Source organism: Myceligenerans crystallogenes, assembly GCF_039529775.1.
In the GTDB taxonomy this organism is placed as follows: Bacteria; Actinomycetota; Actinomycetes; order Actinomycetales; family Cellulomonadaceae; genus Myceligenerans; species Myceligenerans crystallogenes.
The window spans coordinates 318,360-336,090 of record NZ_BAAANL010000003.1; the positions used below are offsets into that span (position 1 = coordinate 318,360).

Genomic DNA, 17,731 nt, shown 5'->3' on the forward strand with positions numbered 1-17,731 from the left:
TATAGGTACTGGTGGCAACGGCGCGGCCCGGGGCGCCCGTCGGGAAGGAACCTGGAAGACGTGCCCGAACCACTGCGACCCAACGACCCGCGCCGGATCGGGCCGTACTCGATCGAGGCGCGCCTCGGCGCGGGCGGGATGGGGAACGTGTACCTCGGCAGGACCACCGGCGGGTTCTGGGTGGCGGTCAAGGTCGCCAAGCAGGAGATCGCCGACGACCCGGGCTTCCGCCGCCGCTTCGCCGACGAGGTGCGCAACGCGAAGCGGGTCGACGGCCTGTACACGGCCGCGGTCCACGACTCGGACGTCGACGCCGACCAGCCCTGGGTCGCGACCGAGTACGTCGACGCGCCCACCCTCGCCGAGTACGTGGAGCGCAACGGCGCGCTCCCGCCCGGCGCGGTGGCCCGGCTCGGCGCGGGGATCGCCGAGGGGCTCGCCGCGGTGCACAGCAAGGGGATCCTGCACCGTGACCTCAAGCCGCAGAACGTCCTGGTGACGGGGAACGGCCCGAAGGTGATCGACTTCGGCATCGCGCGGGCCATGGAGGAGACGTCCCACACGCCCGAGAGCAAGCTCGTGGGCACCGCCGCCTACATGTCGCCCGAGCAGGCGATGGGCAGCAAGGACGTCGGCTACCCGAGCGACATCCACGCGTTCGGCGCCGTGCTCTTCTACGCCGCCACCGGCCACAACCTGTGGGGCACCGGGCAGCCGCTCGCGATCCTGCGCCGGGTCGCCCACGACGAGCCGGACCTCAGCGAGATCACGCATCCGCTGCTCGGCGTGCTGCTGAAGTCCTGCCTCGCCAAGACGCCCGGGGCCCGGCCCGGCCTGGACACCCTGCGCCGCACGCTCGAGCCCTTCGCGCTGCGGGGGCGCCCGGAGGACGTGACCGACGTGGTGGCCGGCGGGGTCACCGTGCCGATCGGCGAGGTCGTGCGGCCCGGCGGGGCGCCCGGCCCGGGGCCCGGGGCGACGCCCGGCCCCGGGGCCGGCGGCGGGACGCGGCCCCGGAGCGGGGCCACGCCCGTCGTCGCCGGGGGGCGGCCCGACGGCGCCGGGAGCGCCCCACCCGTCCTTCCTCCCGGGCGGGGCGCGCCCGTGGCCCGGGAGGACCCGGCGCCCGAGCGGTTCGCGCTGACCACGGCCGGGATGCGGTGCGCGCGCGTGGCGACCTATCTCGGCCGGATCCTGCTGCTGCCGCTGGCCGTCGTCGCGGGCGCCTTCCTGTTCCAGCAGTTCGCCTACCCGCCGCAGGGCGAGGGGGCCCCGGCCACCACGCTCGTGAACCTGCTGCCGACCGCGCTCCTGCTGGGCCTGATCTACGTCACCACCAGGTCCCGCCCGCGCGTGCACGACCGGATCGAGCTCAGCGCCGACGGCATCCGGGTGCTGGACCGGCGCCTGCTCCGGCTCAAGGACCGGACGTTCTTCGTCCCGTGGATGCGGCTGGAGCGCGCCCGCGTGGTGGTCGAGGACGACCTGTGCGCCGTGGTGGTGCGGTTCCCGCAGACGTCCGCGGCCCCGGTCGAGATCTGGGGGGCGCGGCACGCCCTGTACCGGCACCGCCTGGGCTACGTCCTGACCTGGATCCGGATCCGCACGCCGCAGCAGACGGCCACGGTGCGCAAGCTCCGCGACGCCCTCGAGCGCTTCGCGGGCCTCGGGTACATCCCGGTGAGCCGCTGAGAGACCAGAGACGGGAGAGGCCGCAGACATGACCGAGGGCAACGAGATCGGCGACGGGCCCGACGACGCCGGGGCCGCCCGGGAGCCGGGCTCGGGTGCGGCTGCCGCGCCCGCGGGAGAGCCGGACGGCGCCGGCGGGTCGCTGGCCGACGTCGTCGCCTCCGAGAAGGACGGTCGCTCGATCTCCCGGACGACGCTGACCGTCGCGGTCCTGGTCTGCCTGCTCGGCGTGGCCCTCGTCGCGTACGCCCCCACGTTCATCCGGGCGATCGCCGGAGGATCGACCCAGGAACGGACGCCGGCGGTCGTCGCCGACGGCGGCTCGCAGGGGCTGACGGCGAGCGCGTCGGCGTCGCCGGATGCGAGACGGGAGTCCGGGAAGCCCGGCGAGGGCGGGACGAAGCCGAGGGACGCGAAGGGCGAGGGCGGGGGAGGCGCGCTGCCGACGGAGGAGGCGGGCGGGGGCGAGGCCACGGCCACGAGCTCCGGCGCGGACCAGGACCAGGATGATGCGGCGAACCCCGGCACGGACGCCGTGGCGCCGACCGGATCAGCCGGCGACAGCGGCGAGTCCGGCGAGACCGCGGGTGCCGGCGACGGCGGCACCCAGTCCGGCGGCGAATCCGGTGACCCCGGTGACTCCGGCTCCGGCTCCGGCGACCCGGCCGAGCCCGTGAGCACCACGCGGACCTGCGGGAACTGCACCTATCAGGGCTTCGGCGGTGCCCAGGTCCAGCTCCGCCCGAAGTGGCGGGTCGTCGACGACACCGTCCAGATGGCCGTCGACTGGCGCAACGCCGATGTCGGCTACGCGTTCGACGTCAAGCTCGAGCTCGGCGGGGAATTCGTCCACGGGGTCCGCTACGAGGGGTACACGCCGACCCCCAGCGGGTCGACGCCCTGGTACACCGTAGATGCCTCGCTGTCGAAGTCGTCCGGGTACACCGTCGCGATCGGCAACCCCAAGCCGGACCGGGGTACGTACTGGTACACGACTCCCTTCCCCGAGAGCCCGCCGTTCACCTACTGACCGGCCCCGGGACTCTTCACTCACATTTCACTTGCGCCGGTCGTTACCTGCGTCCGGCGTGGGGAAAGATGAGAGTCGTGGATTTCCGGAGCGCCCGATTCGCCGAAGCACGCGTCCCGGCAACACTTCTTGCCCTGACCCTGGCGGGGACCCTCGCCGGCTGCGCGGTCCCGACCGCGGAGGGCTCGGCCAGCCCGTCGGGATCCCCGGCGGCCGTGCGCGGCCCCGAGAACGGCGTCCTCGCGCTCAGCTCTGACGATCCGGCGGAGCTCGCCCTCTACGCGAGCCAGTCGCTCTTCGGCTACTCGCCGGTCGCGGTGCTCGCCGGGGTCGACGACGCCGCGGACCGCATGACGGCCGCCGCGACCGGCCAGGCGCTCGCCGCCCCGGTGCTGCTGCGCGGCGGGGCGATCGGCGACGGGCCCGTCAGCGACGAGCTCGACCGGCTGGGCGCGGAGGCCGTCGTCGTCGTCGGCGACGAGACCGCGGTGGCCGACGCCGAGGCCGTCGCGGGTGACCGCGACGTCGTCCGCTTCGACCCGAACGCGGTGAGCGAGGCGGCCGAGGAGGCCGTGGAATCGGCGGCGGGCGCGCGGGGCGGAGCCTCCGTCGCCGTGGCGCGCGGGGCGGGTGCCGGGGGCAACGACGGCCCGGTCGCCGCCCTCCCCGAGGCGGGGATGATCGACACGAACCAGCTCGGCGCCCTGCGGGCCAAGATCCCGGACGTCGCCGACCCCGACCAGCTGTCGGAGGTCATGCTGCTGGTCGACCCGGCCGAGGGGCAGGAGGCCGCCGTCGGCACCGCCCGTGCCGCGGGCGCGGTCCCGTTCGTCGTCCCGGGCGGCGACCCCGGCGCGCGCAAGGAGGCGATCGACACGATCGCCGCCGCCGACCCGCTCGGCGTCGTCGCCATCGGCCCCGGGTTCGACGACGAGGACCGGCTCGCCTGGCAGGTCGAGGCCGCCCGGCAGCAGCCCGCCTACCCGCACGGCACGCAGCGGCTGGCCGGCGGGACCTACGTCGCCGGCTCCTTCGCCGTTCCCGCGGACGGCGCGGCCGAGTCGATCGCCGCCCTGGCGGCGGCGGCCGCGCCCGGGATCCTGGCGGCGGCGTCGTCGGCCGGGGCGATGCCGGTGGTCTCGGTCACCGCGAGCGTGCAGTCCGCGGACGCCGGGGCCGACGGCGACCACGCCGGGCAGCTGCCGGTCGAGAGCGTCTCGGCCGCGGTCAAGGCGTTCCGCGAGGCGGGCGCGATCGTGGTGCTCGACATCGTCCCGGGCAACCGGCCGCTCGCCGCGCAGCTCGACGCGCTCGAACCGGTGCTCGCCAAGCCCGGCGTCGGCGTCGCGCTGCACCCGGAGTTCCGCCTGGCGGGCAACGGGGCCGCGGTCGAGGGGCAGGTCACGGCGGCGGAGCTGCAGGCCGCGATCGACCGCGTCGCCGGGATCGTCGCCGAGCACCGGCTGCCGCAGACGATGGTGGTGGTGCACCAGTCCGCGGCGTCGTCGGTCACCGACCGCGCCACGCTCGAACCGCGTCCGCAGGTGCTGACCGTGTTCGCCGCGGCGGGCCCCGGCGGCGGCGGCGCGACGGCGAACAACATCTGGCACGACGTGACGACCGACCTCCCGGCCCAGGCCGCGGCGGGCTGGACCGGCGAGCCGGCCACGGCCCCGGCCGCCCCGCTCGCCCCGACCCTGATCGCCCTCACGGACTGACGGCCGGCGCGCCTACCAGTCGACCTGGGGCGTCGGGTGGAACGCCGAGCCGTCGCGCCGCCAGGTGACGGCCTCCGTGGCGACGCGGGCGCGGAAGGACTCCCAGTCCTTGTGCTCCTGCGGGGTCCAGGCGCACTCGGCGACGGCGGCCAGGCGGGGCAGCAGCATGGAGAACAGCTCGTCGCGGGTGCGCAGCGTCTCCGTCCACACGCAGGCGGACACGCCGTCGATCGCCTCGGCCGGCAGCCCGCCGACGACGGCGGCCGGGTCCCACTCGTACGAGTCGCGCAGTTCGACGCAGCCCGCCCACACCAGCCCGAGCGGGTGGTCCGGGGTGTACTTCATGTCGAGGTAGGTGCGCTCGGCGGGCGCCATGACGAACCGGCCCCCGGCCTCGGCGGCGCGCACGAACGCGGCCGAGCCGGCGCGCGAGTCCCAGTAGTGCAGCACGGTCCCGGCCCGCACCGGGGAAGCCGCGGGGTCCTGTTCCAGGACGCCCGCGGACCTGGGCGCGGCCGCTGTCGTGGTGGAGCCGCCAGGCGCTGCCTGCGCTGTTACCGTGCCGCCGGAGCCGGCGGCCGCTGCCTGCGCCGCTGCCGCGCCGCCCGAGCGGGCATGCGCTGCCGCGCCGGCCGCGCCGCCGGAGCCGGCAGCCGCTGCCCCCGGCGTCGTCCCGGCGGTCGTGCCCGGGCCGCCGGGACCGCCGGTCGCCGCCATCGCCGTGGCCGCCGCGTCCGTGTCCCCGTGCCCGGCGCCCGCCGCCTCCTGCCACGCCGCCGGCGTCTTGCCCGCGGCGCCGACGATCTCCTGGCACAGCCGCACGAACTCCCGGTACTCACCGGGCGGCATCGTGTGCACCTCGTCGCCGCCGAAGTGGACCCACGGCCCGCGCGTCATCCGCGCGACGTCGCCGAGCACGTCCCGCAGGAACGGCTCCGTCGCGGGCAGGCCGAGGTGGAGCCGCGAGAACCCGACCTCGATCCCCTCGTACGCCTCGGTGGGCAGCCCGCCGGGGTTCAGCTCCCCGTACGCGTGCGTCGCGGCGTTGACGTGCCCGGGCAGGTCGATCTCGGGGACGACGACGACGCCGCGCGCCGCCGCGTACTCCTGCAGCTCGGCGTAGTCGGTCACGGAGAGGTACCCGCCGGGATCCCCGCCCACCGCGGTCCCGGACGAACGCGCCACGAGCTCCGGCCGGGACGGGATCTCCAGCCGCCAGCCCTGGTCGTCGGTCAGGTGCAGCCCGAGCCGGTTGAACTTGTAGTGCCCGAGCAGGTCGACGACCGCCCGCAGGTCGGCCGGGCCGAAGAAGTGCCGCGCGACGTCGAGCGACAGCCCGCGCCAGCCGTACCGCGGCTCGTCCGTGACGGTGAGGGCCGGGATCTCGCCCGGCCGGCCCGCGGCCTGCGCCGCTCCGGCGAGCTGGCGCAGCGTCCGCAGCCCGTGCAGCAGCCCGGCGCGCCCGGGCGCGCGCACCGTGACGCCGTCGCCGGTCACCGTGAGCGTGTACCGCTCGGGGTTCGCCGACGACGGCGGGCCCGCCGCGGCGTCGGCGCGCAGCTCGATCGGGGTCCCGGGTGCGGCGCTCCCCGCTGCCGGGAAGGCCACCCCGGCCGGCCGCAGGAGCTCCGCGGCGAGCGCGGGAAGGTCCTCCAGGCCGGGCGCGACCACGCGCGCACGCCTCAGGTCCGCCGCTCCCGCGCCGCGTTCGACCCGCACGGGAGCGGGGATGATCGCCGCGGTGACATCGTTGGCCGTCATGGACGGCGAGCATAGCGGCGAATACTGAAAGTTCGCTAACAAACCCCTTGGGCCCGGCTCGTGAGCCGGCCGATCCGGTCAGCCGCGGGGCCGGCGCGCTCCCAGTTCCGTCGACGCGACCAGCTCGACCCCCGCGTCCCGCAGCTCGGCCCGCGCCTGCTCGCCCTGCTCGGGGGAGACGGGGATCGTCAGGTCGGTGAGCACGCGCGTGGCCAGCCCGGCCTGCCGGGCGTCGAGCGCCGTGTGCTTCACGCAGTGCGACTCGACCAGGCCCACGACGTCGACGGCCCCGATGCCCGCGTCCGTGAGGATCTCCTCGAGCGACCGGCCGGCGTCGTCGGCCCCGTCGAAGCCCGAGTAGCCGTGGTCGTACTGACCCTTCTTGACGTGCGCGTCCGCGTCGATCCCCGCGATCGCGGGGTGCAGCTCCGCGTTGGGCGTGCCCGCCACGCCGTGCGGGGGCCACGAGTTCACGAAGTCCGGGGCCGTGCTGAAGTGATCGCCCGGGTCGATGTGCCAGTCCTGGGTGGTGAGGATGGCGTCGTAGCGGTCGCGGTGCTCCTTGGCGTAGGCGGCCACCTGCTGCGCGACCGCGTTCCCGCCGTCCACGCCGAGCTCACCGCCCTCGCAGAAGGTGGGCTGCACGTCCACCACGAGCAGTGCCCTTCGCGGGCGGCTCGTCACGAACCGGCTGGTCTGGGGCCGATTGTCGTCCATGCCCCCAGCCTGCCACTCCCGGGGCGGGAAGCGGTAGTCCCGGCGATTCGATTTCGCCGGCCGTGGTTCCGGTGATCGGCCGGGGACGACGGCGCCCGGTACGGCATCACCGGAACCGCCGCGTCACAGGAACGACCACCGCGTCCGCGCGCGCAGTTCCGTGAAGTGGGACTCCCACTCCTGACGGCAGTCCTGCGGCAGGTTCAGCACCGGCCACATCCGGATCAGCACCTCCTTGTTCAGGAGCGCGCGCTGATCGCGCACGGTGCCGTCGCGGACCGTCACCGAGTACAGGTCCCAGAGCTGTGACTCGTCGTTGACGTCGAACGACCGGTATCTGGTTCCCGTGATGTGTGATCCGGCCTCGACCGAGCCGGTCACCGGGCCCTCGAGCTCGTCGAGCGAACCCGGGCGCGCATAGGGGGACTGGTGGGTGAATCCTGCTGATGCCATGGAATATCCGGGATGACCATCCATGACTTGACGTTAGGACCACTTTCGCCAGACGGCACGCACGGTTGTGATACGGCTTCACCTGGCGAGGGCAACACCCGGTCAGCGTGCCTTCAACGCGGCCTCGTAGAGTTCCCGCTTGGAGACCCCGGCCGCCTCCGCGACCGCCGCGACGGCGGCCTTCAGCCGCTCCCCGCCCGCGACCCGGTCGCGGACCTCGCCGACGACGTCCTCGACCCGGACCTCCGCCGCCGGCGGCGCGCCCGCGACCACCACGCAGATCTCCCCGCGCAGCGGCTCGGCCGCCGCCCGCGCGGCCAGCTCTCCGAGCCCGCCGCGCAGCACCTCCTCGTACGTCTTGGTCAGCTCCCGGCACACCGCCGCCGGGCGCCCGGCGCCGAACGCCTCGGCCATCGCCGCGAGCGTGTCGTCGATCCGGTGCGGGGCCTCGAAGAACACCATCGTGCGCGGCTCGGCGGCCAGTGCCGCCAGGGTCCGGGCGCGCTCGCCCGGCTTGCGCGGCGGGAAGCCCTCGAAGGTGAACCGGTCGGTCGGCAGCCCCGACAGGGCCAGCGCGGTCAGCACCGCCGACGGCCCGGGCGCGGCGGTGACGCGCAGCCTGCGCTCGATCGCGCGCGCGACGACGCGGTAGCCGGGGTCGCTCACCGACGGCATCCCGGCGTCGGTCACGACCGCGACGGTCCCGCCGCCCTCGACCACGTCGAGCAGCTCGTCGGCACGAAACGTTTCGTTGTGCTCGTGAAAACTCACGACCCGCCCGCCGACCCGCACCCCGACCCGGGCGGCCAGGGCGTGCAGACGCCGGGTGTCCTCGGCGGCCACGACATCGGCTTTCTCCAGCAGGCGCAGCAGGCGCGGGGAGGCGTCCTCGGCGTTGCCGATGGGGGTGGCGGCGAGCACGAGGGCGCCGTCGTCGGGCATCGTTCCCGATGAACCTGTCGAAGTTGTCACGGTTCCCACGATCCCACGCCCTATGCTGGGCCGGTGCCCGAGCACGACGCAGACATGGAGTCCCAGCCCATGACAACTACTTCTTCCGGCGCCGCTGCCGCGGACACCCCGGACGCGACGGAGCGTCCGGACACCGCGGCAGCGCTGCCGCCCGAGAACCCCGATGCGCCGCCGGTCCCCGGCGGCGCGCCCGCGCCGCCGCGTCCCGCCGCCGACGACCGCAGCACCCGCGACCGCCTGCTCGAGAAGCTGCTCGGCGCCCGGCGCCTGGGCCTCGGCACCACCGCCCGGGACCGCATGTGGGACCTGATCGGCACGCTGGCCGTGGTGACGATCGCCGCGGTCGCGCGCCTGTGGGAGCTGGGGCGGCCCGCCAAGCTGGTCTTCGACGAGACCTACTACGTCAAGGAGGGCTGGTCGCTGGCGAGCCTCGGCTACGAGGCCGCCTGGCCGGAGGAGCCGAACCCGGCGTTCGAGGCCGGCGACGTCAGCTCCTACAAGACCGGCGAGGCCGAGTACGTCGTCCATCCGCCGGTCGGCAAGTGGATGATCGCGCTCGGCATGCGGCTGACCGGAGGTGCGGACGACCCGTGGAAGTGGCGGATCGCCAGCGCCGTCGTCGGCATCCTGGCGGTGCTGCTGGTCATCCGGATCGCGCGGCGGATGTTCGGGTGGACGTCGCTGGGCCTGATGGCCGGTCTGCTGCTCGCCGTCGACGGCGAGGCGATCGTGCACTCGCGCACGGGCCTGCTGGACCAGTTCCTCATGTTCTGGGTGCTGGTCGCGTTCGCCTGCCTGGTCATGGACCGGGAATGGGGACGACGGCGCCTGGCCGAGCGGGTCGCGCACCTGATCGACTCCGGCAGCGAGGCGGTGATGACGTACGGCCCGCGGATCGGCTTCCGCTGGTGGCGGCTCGCGGCGGCGGTGTCGCTGGGCCTGGCGTGCGGCGTGAAGTGGTCGGGGCTGTACTTCGTGCTGGGGTTCGGGCTGCTGGTGGTCTTCTGGGACCTCGGCGCGCGGCGCGACGCGGGGATCCGGCGCTGGGTCGAGGACGGCGCGCTCGGCGTGCTGGTGACCGCGCTGGTCATGCTGCCCACCATCGTGGTGGTGTACATCGCGACGTGGACCGGCTGGTTCGTGAACCGGATGTCGTACATGCGCGACTGGGCCGAGGTGAACGGGCAGACGGCGCCGGGATGGTTCCCGGGCTGGGCCGACGGCGTCTGGAACGCCGGGCGCTCGCTCGGGGAGTACCACAAGCAGATGTGGGACTTCCACACCAGCCTCGAGTCCGACCACAGCTACGACGCGCACCCGGTCAACTGGATCGTCCAGGGGCGGCCGACGTCGTTCTTCTGGGAGAAGTTCACGCCCGGGCAGGGGCCGTGCCCGCCGGGCGCGACGCAGGACTGCGCGGTCGCCGTCACGTCGCTCGGCAACCCGGCGCTGTGGTGGCTGGGGGCGGCGACGCTGCTGGTCGCGCTGGTCCTGGCGCTCGTGAAGCGCGACTGGCGCGGTTCCGGGCCGCTGATGGGCGTCGCGGCGGGCTGGCTGCCGTGGTTCCAGTACTCGTGGCCGATCGCCGGGCTGCTCGGGGGCGTGGCGCGCACCATCTTCACGTTCTACTCGATCGTGTTCGCGCCGTTCCTGGTGCTGACGATCGTGTACGTGGTGGCCGCGCTCCTGGACTACACGGAGAACGACCCGCCCGCCAAGCGGGCGATCGGCTGGGTCGCCGGGGTGGTCACCGCCGTGATCGTGGGCGTGGGCGTGCTGTTCTACCCGATCTGGACGGCGATGCCGGTGCCGTACGACTACTGGCACGGCCTGATGTGGCTGCCGAGCTGGATCTGACCGCGGCGCCGCGGCGGCGGCAATAGGATTGGGCGGGGCCGGCATCTGGCCTCGCCCATCCTGTTCTGCCGACGAAATGGAGCATCCACCGATGGCTCGCCACCTTGTGACCAGTGCGCTTCCGTACATCAACGGTGTCAAGCACCTGGGGAACATGGTCGGCTCGATGCTCCCGGCGGATGTGTACGCCCGGTACCTGCGCCAGCGCGGCCACGACGTGCTGTACATCTGCGCCACGGACGAGCACGGCACCCCGGCCGAGCTGGCCGCCGCCAAGGCGGGCCTGCCCGTCGCCGAGTTCTGCGCCCAGGCGCACGAGACGCAGAAGGCGATCTACGAGGGCTTCAGCCTGCGGTTCGACTACTTCGGCCGCAGCTCGTCCCGGCAGAACGCGGAGCTGACCCAGCACTTCGCCCGTCGCCTGCACGAGAACGGCTTCATCGAGGAGCGCGCCATCCGCCAGGTGTACTCGAACGCGGACGGCCGGTTCCTCCCGGACCGCTACGTCGAGGGCACCTGCCCGCACTGCGGCTACGACAAGGCGCGCGGCGACCAGTGCGAGAACTGCACGCGCGTGCTCGACCCGACGGACCTCATCGAGCCGCGCTCGGCGATCAGCGGCTCCACGGACCTCGAGATCCGCGAGACCAAGCACCTCTTCCTCCTGCAGTCGGCCCTGCAGGGCGAGGTCGAGGCGTGGCTCGACGAGAACAGCGAGGACTGGCCGCTGCTGTCGACGTCGATCGCGCGCAAGTGGCTCGCCGAGGGCCTGCAGGACCGCGCGATCACCCGTGACCTGGAGTGGGGCGTCCCGGTCCCGGCCGACACCTGGCCGGAGCTCGCGGCCGAGGGCAAGGTCTTCTACGTCTGGTTCGACGCCCCGATCGAGTACATCGGCGCCACCAAGGAGTGGGCCGACGCCGCCGGGGCCGGCGAGACCCGGGACTGGAAGTCCTGGTGGTACGAGGCCGACGACGTCCGCTACACGCAGTTCATGGCCAAGGACAACGTCCCGTTCCACACGGTGATGTTCCCCGCCACGCAGCTGGGCGTCCGCGAGCCCTGGAAGAAGACCGACTTCGTCAAGGGCTTCTCCTGGCTGACGTACTACGGCGGCAAGTTCTCCACCTCGCAGCAGCGCGGCATCTTCACCGACGCGGCCCTCGAGCTCCTGCCCAGCGACTACTGGCGGTACTTCCTGGTCGCGAACGCGCCCGAGTCCGACGACTCCTCGTTCACCTGGGAGCACTTCGCCGCCACGGTCAACAAGGACCTCGCCGACACGCTCGGCAACTTCGTGAACCGGGTGCTGACCTTCTCGGTCAAGAAGTTCGGCGACACCGTCCCGGCGGGGGGCACCCCGGGCGAGGCCGAGGAGCGTCTCGGCGCCGAGGTCGCGGGGCGCCTGGCGGAGCTCGAGGAGCACCTCGACTCCCTGGAGTACCGCAAGGCGGCCTCCGCCCTGCGCGCGCTCTGGTCCGCGGGCAACGCCTACCTGGTCGAGAAGGAGCCCTGGAAGCAGGTCAAGGTCGACGAGGAGGCGGCGGCCCTGTCGCTGCGCACGGCCATGAACCTCATCCGCCTGTACGCGATCGTCTCCGAGCCGTTCATCCCGGCCACGGCGGCGGCCCTGCGCGGTGTCTTCACCCTCGACGACGCCGCGACGTGGGTGAGCGCCGACGAGGCGCGGGCGCTCGACGCGGTCCCGGCGGGGACGCCGGTCACCGTTCCGCCCGTCCTGTACGCCAAGCTGACCGACGACGACGTCGCCGGGTACGTCGAGCGCTTCGGCGGCACCGCCGCGGAGTGACGCGGCACGTCGTCACCGTCCCGTACCTCCGGCGGCCCGCACGCGGCACCGTGCGGGCGCCGATCGACGCCGTGCCAACCGAGGAGACCCATGGCCCGCAAGCGTGACCGCGGATTCCCCGCGGATCCTGAGCCGCTGCCCGTCGCCGTCGTCGACAACCACACCCACCTGGACCACATCGGCGCGGTCCTGCCCGACGACGTGCCCGCACCCACCGTGGACGAGCACCTCGCCCGGGCGGCGGCCGCGGGCGTGGACCGCGTCGTGCAGGTGGGCTGCGACCTCGACTCGGCCCGCTGGACGGCGCGCCTGCTCGGCGGCGGCCCGGCGGCGTCGGGCGGCGTCGTCGTCCGGGCCGGAGCCGCGCCTTCCGGCGGCCCGCCCGGAGCCGTGCCCTCCGACGGCTCGCCCGCCGGGGGAACCGTGCCGCGGCAGGTGCTCGGGGCCGTCGCCATCCATCCGAACGAGGCGACGCTGCACGGCGGCGTGGACGAGGTCGGGCCCGACGGGCTGCCCCCCGAGCCCGAGGCGCGGCACGCCGTGTCGCTCGACGACGCCGTCGCCGAGATCGCCGCGCTCGCCCGCGGCACCGAGCGGATCCGGGCCATCGGCGAGACCGGCATGGACCTGTTCCGCACCGGGCCGAAGGGCGAGGAGGCGCAGCGGGACTCGTTCCGCGCGCACATCGCGCTCGCCAAGGAGCTCGGCCTGGCCCTGCAGATCCACGACCGGGACGCGCACGCCCAGGTCATCGAGGTCCTCCTCGCCGACGGCGCCCCCGAGCGCACGGTGTTCCACTGCTTCTCGGGCGACGCCGAGATGGCCCGGGTGTGCACCGAGCAGGGCTGGTACCTCTCGTTCGCGGGCCCGATCACCTTCAAGCCGAACGACGACCTGCGCGCGGCGCTCGCCGAGATCCCCCGGCACCTCGTGCTGCTGGAGACCGACGCCCCGTACCTGACGCCGCACCCTTTCCGCGGCCAACCGAACGCTCCGTTCGCCGCCGCGCACACGGCCCGCTTCATGGCCGAATTTCTGGGCTCTGACCTGGGAGAACTCTGTTCGGCGATCAATGCCAACTCGGAGGCCGTCTACGGCAATTGGTGACCACGCGACCTGGCACCTTCCGCGGGCTTTCCAGACGGCCCGCGTTCCGTTACCGTCTTGTGCTCGTGGCAGACCATACGACCGTGAGATCGCGGCGGGAGCTCGGAGCGGCACGCTTCGCGGACCCGAGGACCGCGGCACCCAGGAAGGCGACCGGCAGCGCCGGCGGCCCCTGGTCGGCAGAAAAGCCGCGTCAGACCAACGGCTCGCTCCCGGGCGGCCCGCAGGCCCCGGGCATCGACGCCCCGGGCACGCCGGGCACGCCGGCGGGTGTGTCCCGCGCCTTCGGCGCCGAGGGCGTCGCGCCCGCAGTGCCCGCGCCCCCGAGCCCTCGGCCGCCGTCGGCGCCGCAGCGGCCCGGAGCGATCCAGCCGTCCTCCGGCCCGCAGCCGGCCGTCGGCCTCCAGCCGTCGTCGGGGCCGCAGCCGGCCACCGGGCTCCGGCCGGCCTCCGGTGCGCAGCCGGAGGTGCCCCGTCCCGACGGCGCCAAGCGCCGCAAGGGCGCCCACACCGCGCCGCCGGAGCCGCTGAGCTTCAAGCCGCCGGAGTGGCTGGCCAAGGCCCCGGTCCGGGTCACGGCCCAGGCCGCCGTCCTCGGCAGCCTCGTGGCCGTCACCGGCACGTACGCCGCCCAGGCCAAGACCGTCACCATCGACTACAACGGCGAGCTCAAGACCGTGGACGCCTACGGCACCACCGTCGCCGAGATCCTCAAGTCGCAGCACATCACGCCCGGCCGGGCCGACGTCGTCACGCCGGCCGTCGACGCGGACGCCAAGGACGGCTCCGTCATCGTGGTGCGCTCGATGCGCACGGTCGACATCGAGATCGACGGCGAGCGCACGCAGATGGAGACGACGGCGGGCACCGTCGGCGAACTGCTCGCCCTCATCGGTGAGCGGGGCCAGGGGGCGGTCGCCTCGGCGTCGCGCTCCGAGCCGCTCGGCCGCGAGCCGATCCGCGTGTCCACGATGAAGACGGTGCACGTCTCGGTGGACGGCAGGACGATGCCGGTGAAGTCCACCCAGCCCACGGTCGGCGGCATGCTGGCCGAGGCCGGGATCGTCCTGAAGGACAAGGACGTCTCCTCGGTGCCGCTCGGCGCGGCCGCCGTCGACGGCATGGTCGTGATGATCAACCGGAACGCCTCCTCGCAGACCACGGTCACGGAGACGATCCCGTTCGAGACGAAGACGATCGAGGACCCGAACCTGCTCGAGGGCGAAGAGGTCGTGCAGACCGCCGGCGTGGCCGGCGAGGCGCAGATCAGGTACGCCGTGACCGAGCTCGGCGGCGCCGTCGTCGAACGCGAGGTGCTGGAGCGGAAGATCCTCAGCGAGCCGGTCACCCAGGTGGTCGCGATCGGCACGATGCAGATCGCGACGGCGCAGGCGGACCCGGACTCGGCGCGCGCGCTGGGGCAGTCCATGGCCGCGGAGCGGGGCTGGACGGGCGAGGAGTGGGAGTGCCTGGACGCGCTCTGGACGCGCGAGTCCGGCTGGCGCTGGAACGCCGACAACCCGTCGTCGAGCGCCTACGGGATCCCGCAGGCGCTGCCGGGCTCGAAGATGGCGACGCACGGGTCCGACTGGCTGACCAACCCCGCCACGCAGATCTCCTGGGGCTTCGAGTACATCGCGGGGCGGTACGGGAGCCCGTGCGGGGCCTGGGCGCACTCGGAGTCCGTGGGCTGGTACTGATCTCCCGCCCCAGCTCGCCGGTGGCTTTTCCCGCCGCGCGGGTGTCGGCCCTGTACTAACGGACTCGGGTGCCGTTATCGCTGCAGAACGCCGGTGCCCGGGTTGCGGGTGAAAAGGGCCGGGTTACGTTCGGCTCGTGAGAACACTCGACGCCGAGATCTTCGGCGAGGTCACGGAAGCGCACGGGCAGGGCACCGCGGCGCCCGGTGGCGGGATCGCGGGCAGCGGTTCCGGTGACCGCGGGAAGCGGGCGGTCACCTGGCGGACCGTTCTGGCCGTGCTGCTCGTCGTCCTGCTGCTCGCGGTGGTCGCGGGTGGCGTTCTCGCCTACCGGGCCGCGCACAAGACCGTGACGCTCGACGTCGACGGGCGGCTCGTGCGGGTCACGACCTTCGCCACGAACGTGCCGCTCCGGCAGCGGGTGGGGACCGTCGAGGAACGGACCACCACGGCGATCCCGTTCGAGAGCGTGCGGCGGGCGAACCCCGCGCTGTACTCCGACCTGCCCGAGCGGGTGGTGCGGGCGGGGGTCGAGGGCGTACGGACCAGGGTCTTCGAGGTGGTGTACGTCGACGGCGAGGAGAAGTCCCGCCGGGAGGTGTCCGACGACGTGACCCGCGAGCCGGTGGACGAGATCGTCGAGTACGGGACGCTCGCGAGGCCGGAACCGGACCTGGAGCAGGAAACCCGGTACGACACCGAGGCGGAGAACGACGCCTACGAGCCCTACGAAGCTCCGCCGCCGAGCGCGGCAACAACCGAAACCATCGAATACGCGGCCCCCGCCCCCGCCCCCGCCGCCCCGGCCGCACCGCGCGCGACCATGTCATCGGGGTCGATGGCACCGCGACCATCGACCGGGATGACATGGTCGCCGGGCGCGTGGGGGCCGGCGGCCGGCGGGGCCGGCGGCGCGCCCGTCCCCACGGGGGACGTGTGGGCCGCGCTCGGTGTCTGTGAGTCCAGCGGGGATCCCGCCACCGACACCGGGAACGGGTACTACGGGCTCTACCAGTTCTCGTTGGCGACCTGGCGGGCGACGGGCGGGTCCGGGCTGCCCTCGGAGGCGTCCGCGGCCGAGCAGACGATGCGGGCCCAGGTGCTCCAGGAGCAGGCCGGATGGGGGCAGTGGCCGGCGTGCTCGGCTGCGCTCGGCTTGCGCTGATCCCGCAAAGGGAACGCAGACATCTCGCTCGTGACCGGAAACACAGGATGCCGATTCGCCAGAGGGATAACGGATCGGTTACGGTCTAGTGTCTCGCTTGCAGGCGTGATTCGGAATAGTGTACGAGTCCGATTCGCCGGGCAGGCGGGATGGCGCCTCCCAGGGTGCTCCGACAGGGGCGCGCGGGTGGCGTCGAGACCGCCGGATCGGCCGTCGAGACCCCGACAATCTACATTCCGTCGTGGAGGGTGCCGGTAAACGGCAGCCCGCTCTCGCCGTCGTGCCCGGGAAGTCCGAAGACTGGACGCGAGTGAACAACCTTGAACTGAGCCCCGGCTCGAACCTCCCCAGTAATCCCAGCACTTCCAGCACCACGAAGACCCGCCGCCGCTGGCCGCTCGTCGCCGGCATCGCGGCCACCGCGATCGCCGCCTCGGGCGGGGTCGCGTTCGCCAAGGCCCACAAGACGGTCACGATCGACGTCGACGGCACGACCACCACCGTGAGTACGTTCGCGGGCGACGTCGAGGGCCTCCTCGCCGCCGAGGGTGTGCGGCTCGACACCCGCGACACCGTGGCACCCGGTTTGGACACCGCCCTGCGCGACGGCTCCGACGTCGTCGTCCGGTACGGGCGTGAGGTCACCGTCTCGGCGGACGGCAAGGAATCCGACGTCTGGCTCAACGTCACCGACTCGGCGGACGCCCTGGCGACCCTCGCCTCGCGCGGTTCCGACGTGCGGCTCGTCGCCTCGCGTCAGGGCGAGCGCGCGGAGTTCCCGCTGCGGCTGCACGACGACGGCCCGGTGGCGGTCGTCGCCGACGGCAGCACGCGCGTGGTGCAGAGCGACGGTGACGGCGTCGAGGAGATCCTCCGGCGCTTCGACATCGAGCTCGACGAGGACGACCGCGTGAGCGTCGTCTCCGTGGACGATCTGGCCGCCGCCGGCGGCGAGGCCGTCAAGGAGGCCGACGTCGAGCAGGTCGCGAAGAAGTCCGACGCCGAGGTCGCCCTCCAGGTGGAGCGGGTCAGGACCCGGATCGTCACCAGGACGTCCACCATCGAGAACGACTCCAGGACCGTCCAGGACGCGTCGCTGTACGTCGACGAGGGCCCCGTGGTCCGCGAGGCCGGCGAGGACGGTGAGCGCACCCGGAAGTACGAGGTGACCACCGTCGACGGCGTCGTCGTCGACCGGGAGCTGGTCTCGAACGAGGTGACGGACAAGCCGGTCACGCGCGTCGTGGCCGAGGGCACCAAGGAGCGCCCGGAGCCGGAGGTCGCGCCGGAGGAGACCTCGTCCCCGGAGTCCGCGGACACGTCGCCGGACACCACCGCGGAGGCCGCGACGTCGTCGGGCACCACCGCGTCGAGCGAGACGACGACGGAGACGGCGGCGCCCGCCCCCGTCGGCTCGAACCGCGAGATCGGCCAGCAGATGGCCGCCGCGCGCGGCTGGACGGGTTCCGAGTGGACCTGCCTCGAGGCGCTGTGGACGCGTGAGTCCAACTGGGACCACACGGCGATGAACCCGTCGTCGGGTGCGTACGGCATCCCGCAGGCCCTGCCGGGCTCCAAGATGGGGTCGCACGGCTCCGACTGGCAGACCAACCCGGCCACCCAGATCGCCTGGGGCCTGGACTACATCGCGGGGCGCTACGGCACCCCGTGCGGGGCCTGGGGCCACAGCGAATCGGTCGGCTGGTACTGACCCGGCCTCCGATCGCCACGTGGAATCGTCCTCTTCCG

At 73.6% G+C, this 17,731-nt stretch carries 13 protein-coding genes; 9 read left to right on the forward strand and 4 right to left on the reverse strand.

Annotated elements, in window-relative coordinates; all coding sequences use genetic code 11:
* Positions 1-60: 60 nt before the first annotated feature.
* The 3 genes from ABD208_RS09030 (at position 61) to ABD208_RS09040 (ending at position 4,440) form a co-directional block, all read left to right on the forward strand.
* Positions 61-1,692, forward strand: coding sequence for a serine/threonine-protein kinase (locus tag ABD208_RS09030; RefSeq protein WP_344101746.1), 1,632 nt, complete (start codon positions 61-63; stop codon positions 1,690-1,692).
* 28 nt (positions 1,693-1,720) lie between these two features.
* Entirely contained in the window at positions 1,721-2,722 is a 1,002-nt protein-coding gene (locus ABD208_RS09035; protein ID WP_344101748.1) for a hypothetical protein, read from the forward strand.
* 77 nt (positions 2,723-2,799) lie between these two features.
* Complete coding sequence (locus ABD208_RS09040) at positions 2,800-4,440, forward strand: hypothetical protein (protein ID WP_344101750.1); 1,641 nt, start codon at positions 2,800-2,802, stop codon at positions 4,438-4,440.
* A gap of 12 nt (positions 4,441-4,452) precedes the next feature.
* Here the strand turns inward: ABD208_RS09040 and ABD208_RS09045 are convergent, their stop codons facing one another.
* From ABD208_RS09045 to rsmI, 4 genes are all read right to left on the reverse strand, one after another.
* Positions 4,453-6,201, reverse strand: a complete 1,749-nt coding sequence (locus tag ABD208_RS09045; protein ID WP_344101752.1) for a family 20 glycosylhydrolase — start codon at positions 6,199-6,201, stop codon at positions 4,453-4,455.
* Positions 6,202-6,279: 78 nt separating this feature from the next.
* Entirely contained in the window at positions 6,280-6,918 is a 639-nt protein-coding gene (locus tag ABD208_RS09050; protein WP_344101754.1) for an isochorismatase family protein, read from the reverse strand.
* Between the two features lie 123 nt (positions 6,919-7,041).
* Positions 7,042-7,371 carry a hypothetical protein gene (locus tag ABD208_RS09055; RefSeq protein ID WP_344101756.1) on the reverse strand — a complete coding sequence of 110 codons (330 nt, stop codon included), beginning with the start codon at positions 7,369-7,371 and terminating at the stop codon, positions 7,042-7,044.
* A 102-nt stretch (positions 7,372-7,473) separates the two neighbouring features.
* Positions 7,474-8,313, reverse strand: a complete 840-nt coding sequence (gene rsmI / locus ABD208_RS09060; protein ID WP_344101758.1) for a 16S rRNA (cytidine(1402)-2'-O)-methyltransferase — start codon at positions 8,311-8,313, stop codon at positions 7,474-7,476.
* Between the two features lie 63 nt (positions 8,314-8,376).
* Between rsmI and ABD208_RS09065 the strand changes: the two genes are divergently transcribed.
* The 6 genes from ABD208_RS09065 to ABD208_RS09090 all read left to right on the forward strand — a co-directional run bounded on the left by ABD208_RS09065 (position 8,377) and on the right by ABD208_RS09090 (position 17,693).
* Complete coding sequence (locus tag ABD208_RS09065) at positions 8,377-10,200, forward strand: dolichyl-phosphate-mannose--protein mannosyltransferase (RefSeq protein ID WP_344101760.1); 1,824 nt, start codon at positions 8,377-8,379, stop codon at positions 10,198-10,200.
* A gap of 91 nt (positions 10,201-10,291) precedes the next feature.
* Positions 10,292-12,010 carry a methionine--tRNA ligase gene (gene metG / locus ABD208_RS09070; protein ID WP_344101762.1) on the forward strand — a complete coding sequence of 573 codons (1,719 nt, stop codon included), beginning with the start codon at positions 10,292-10,294 and terminating at the stop codon, positions 12,008-12,010.
* Positions 12,011-12,100: 90 nt separating this feature from the next.
* Positions 12,101-13,117, forward strand: coding sequence for a TatD family hydrolase (locus ABD208_RS09075; protein ID WP_344101764.1), 1,017 nt, complete (start codon positions 12,101-12,103; stop codon positions 13,115-13,117).
* An 83-nt stretch (positions 13,118-13,200) separates the two neighbouring features.
* Positions 13,201-14,817 carry an aggregation-promoting factor C-terminal-like domain-containing protein gene (locus tag ABD208_RS09080; RefSeq protein WP_344101766.1) on the forward strand — a complete coding sequence of 539 codons (1,617 nt, stop codon included), beginning with the start codon at positions 13,201-13,203 and terminating at the stop codon, positions 14,815-14,817.
* A 136-nt stretch (positions 14,818-14,953) separates the two neighbouring features.
* Positions 14,954-15,982, forward strand: a complete 1,029-nt coding sequence (locus tag ABD208_RS09085) for a resuscitation-promoting factor (protein ID WP_344101768.1) — start codon at positions 14,954-14,956, stop codon at positions 15,980-15,982.
* Positions 15,983-16,292: 310 nt separating this feature from the next.
* A complete protein-coding gene (locus ABD208_RS09090; RefSeq protein WP_344101770.1) occupies positions 16,293-17,693 on the forward strand; it encodes an aggregation-promoting factor C-terminal-like domain-containing protein in 1,401 nt (466 codons plus the stop codon).
* Positions 17,694-17,731: the final 38 nt, after the last annotated feature.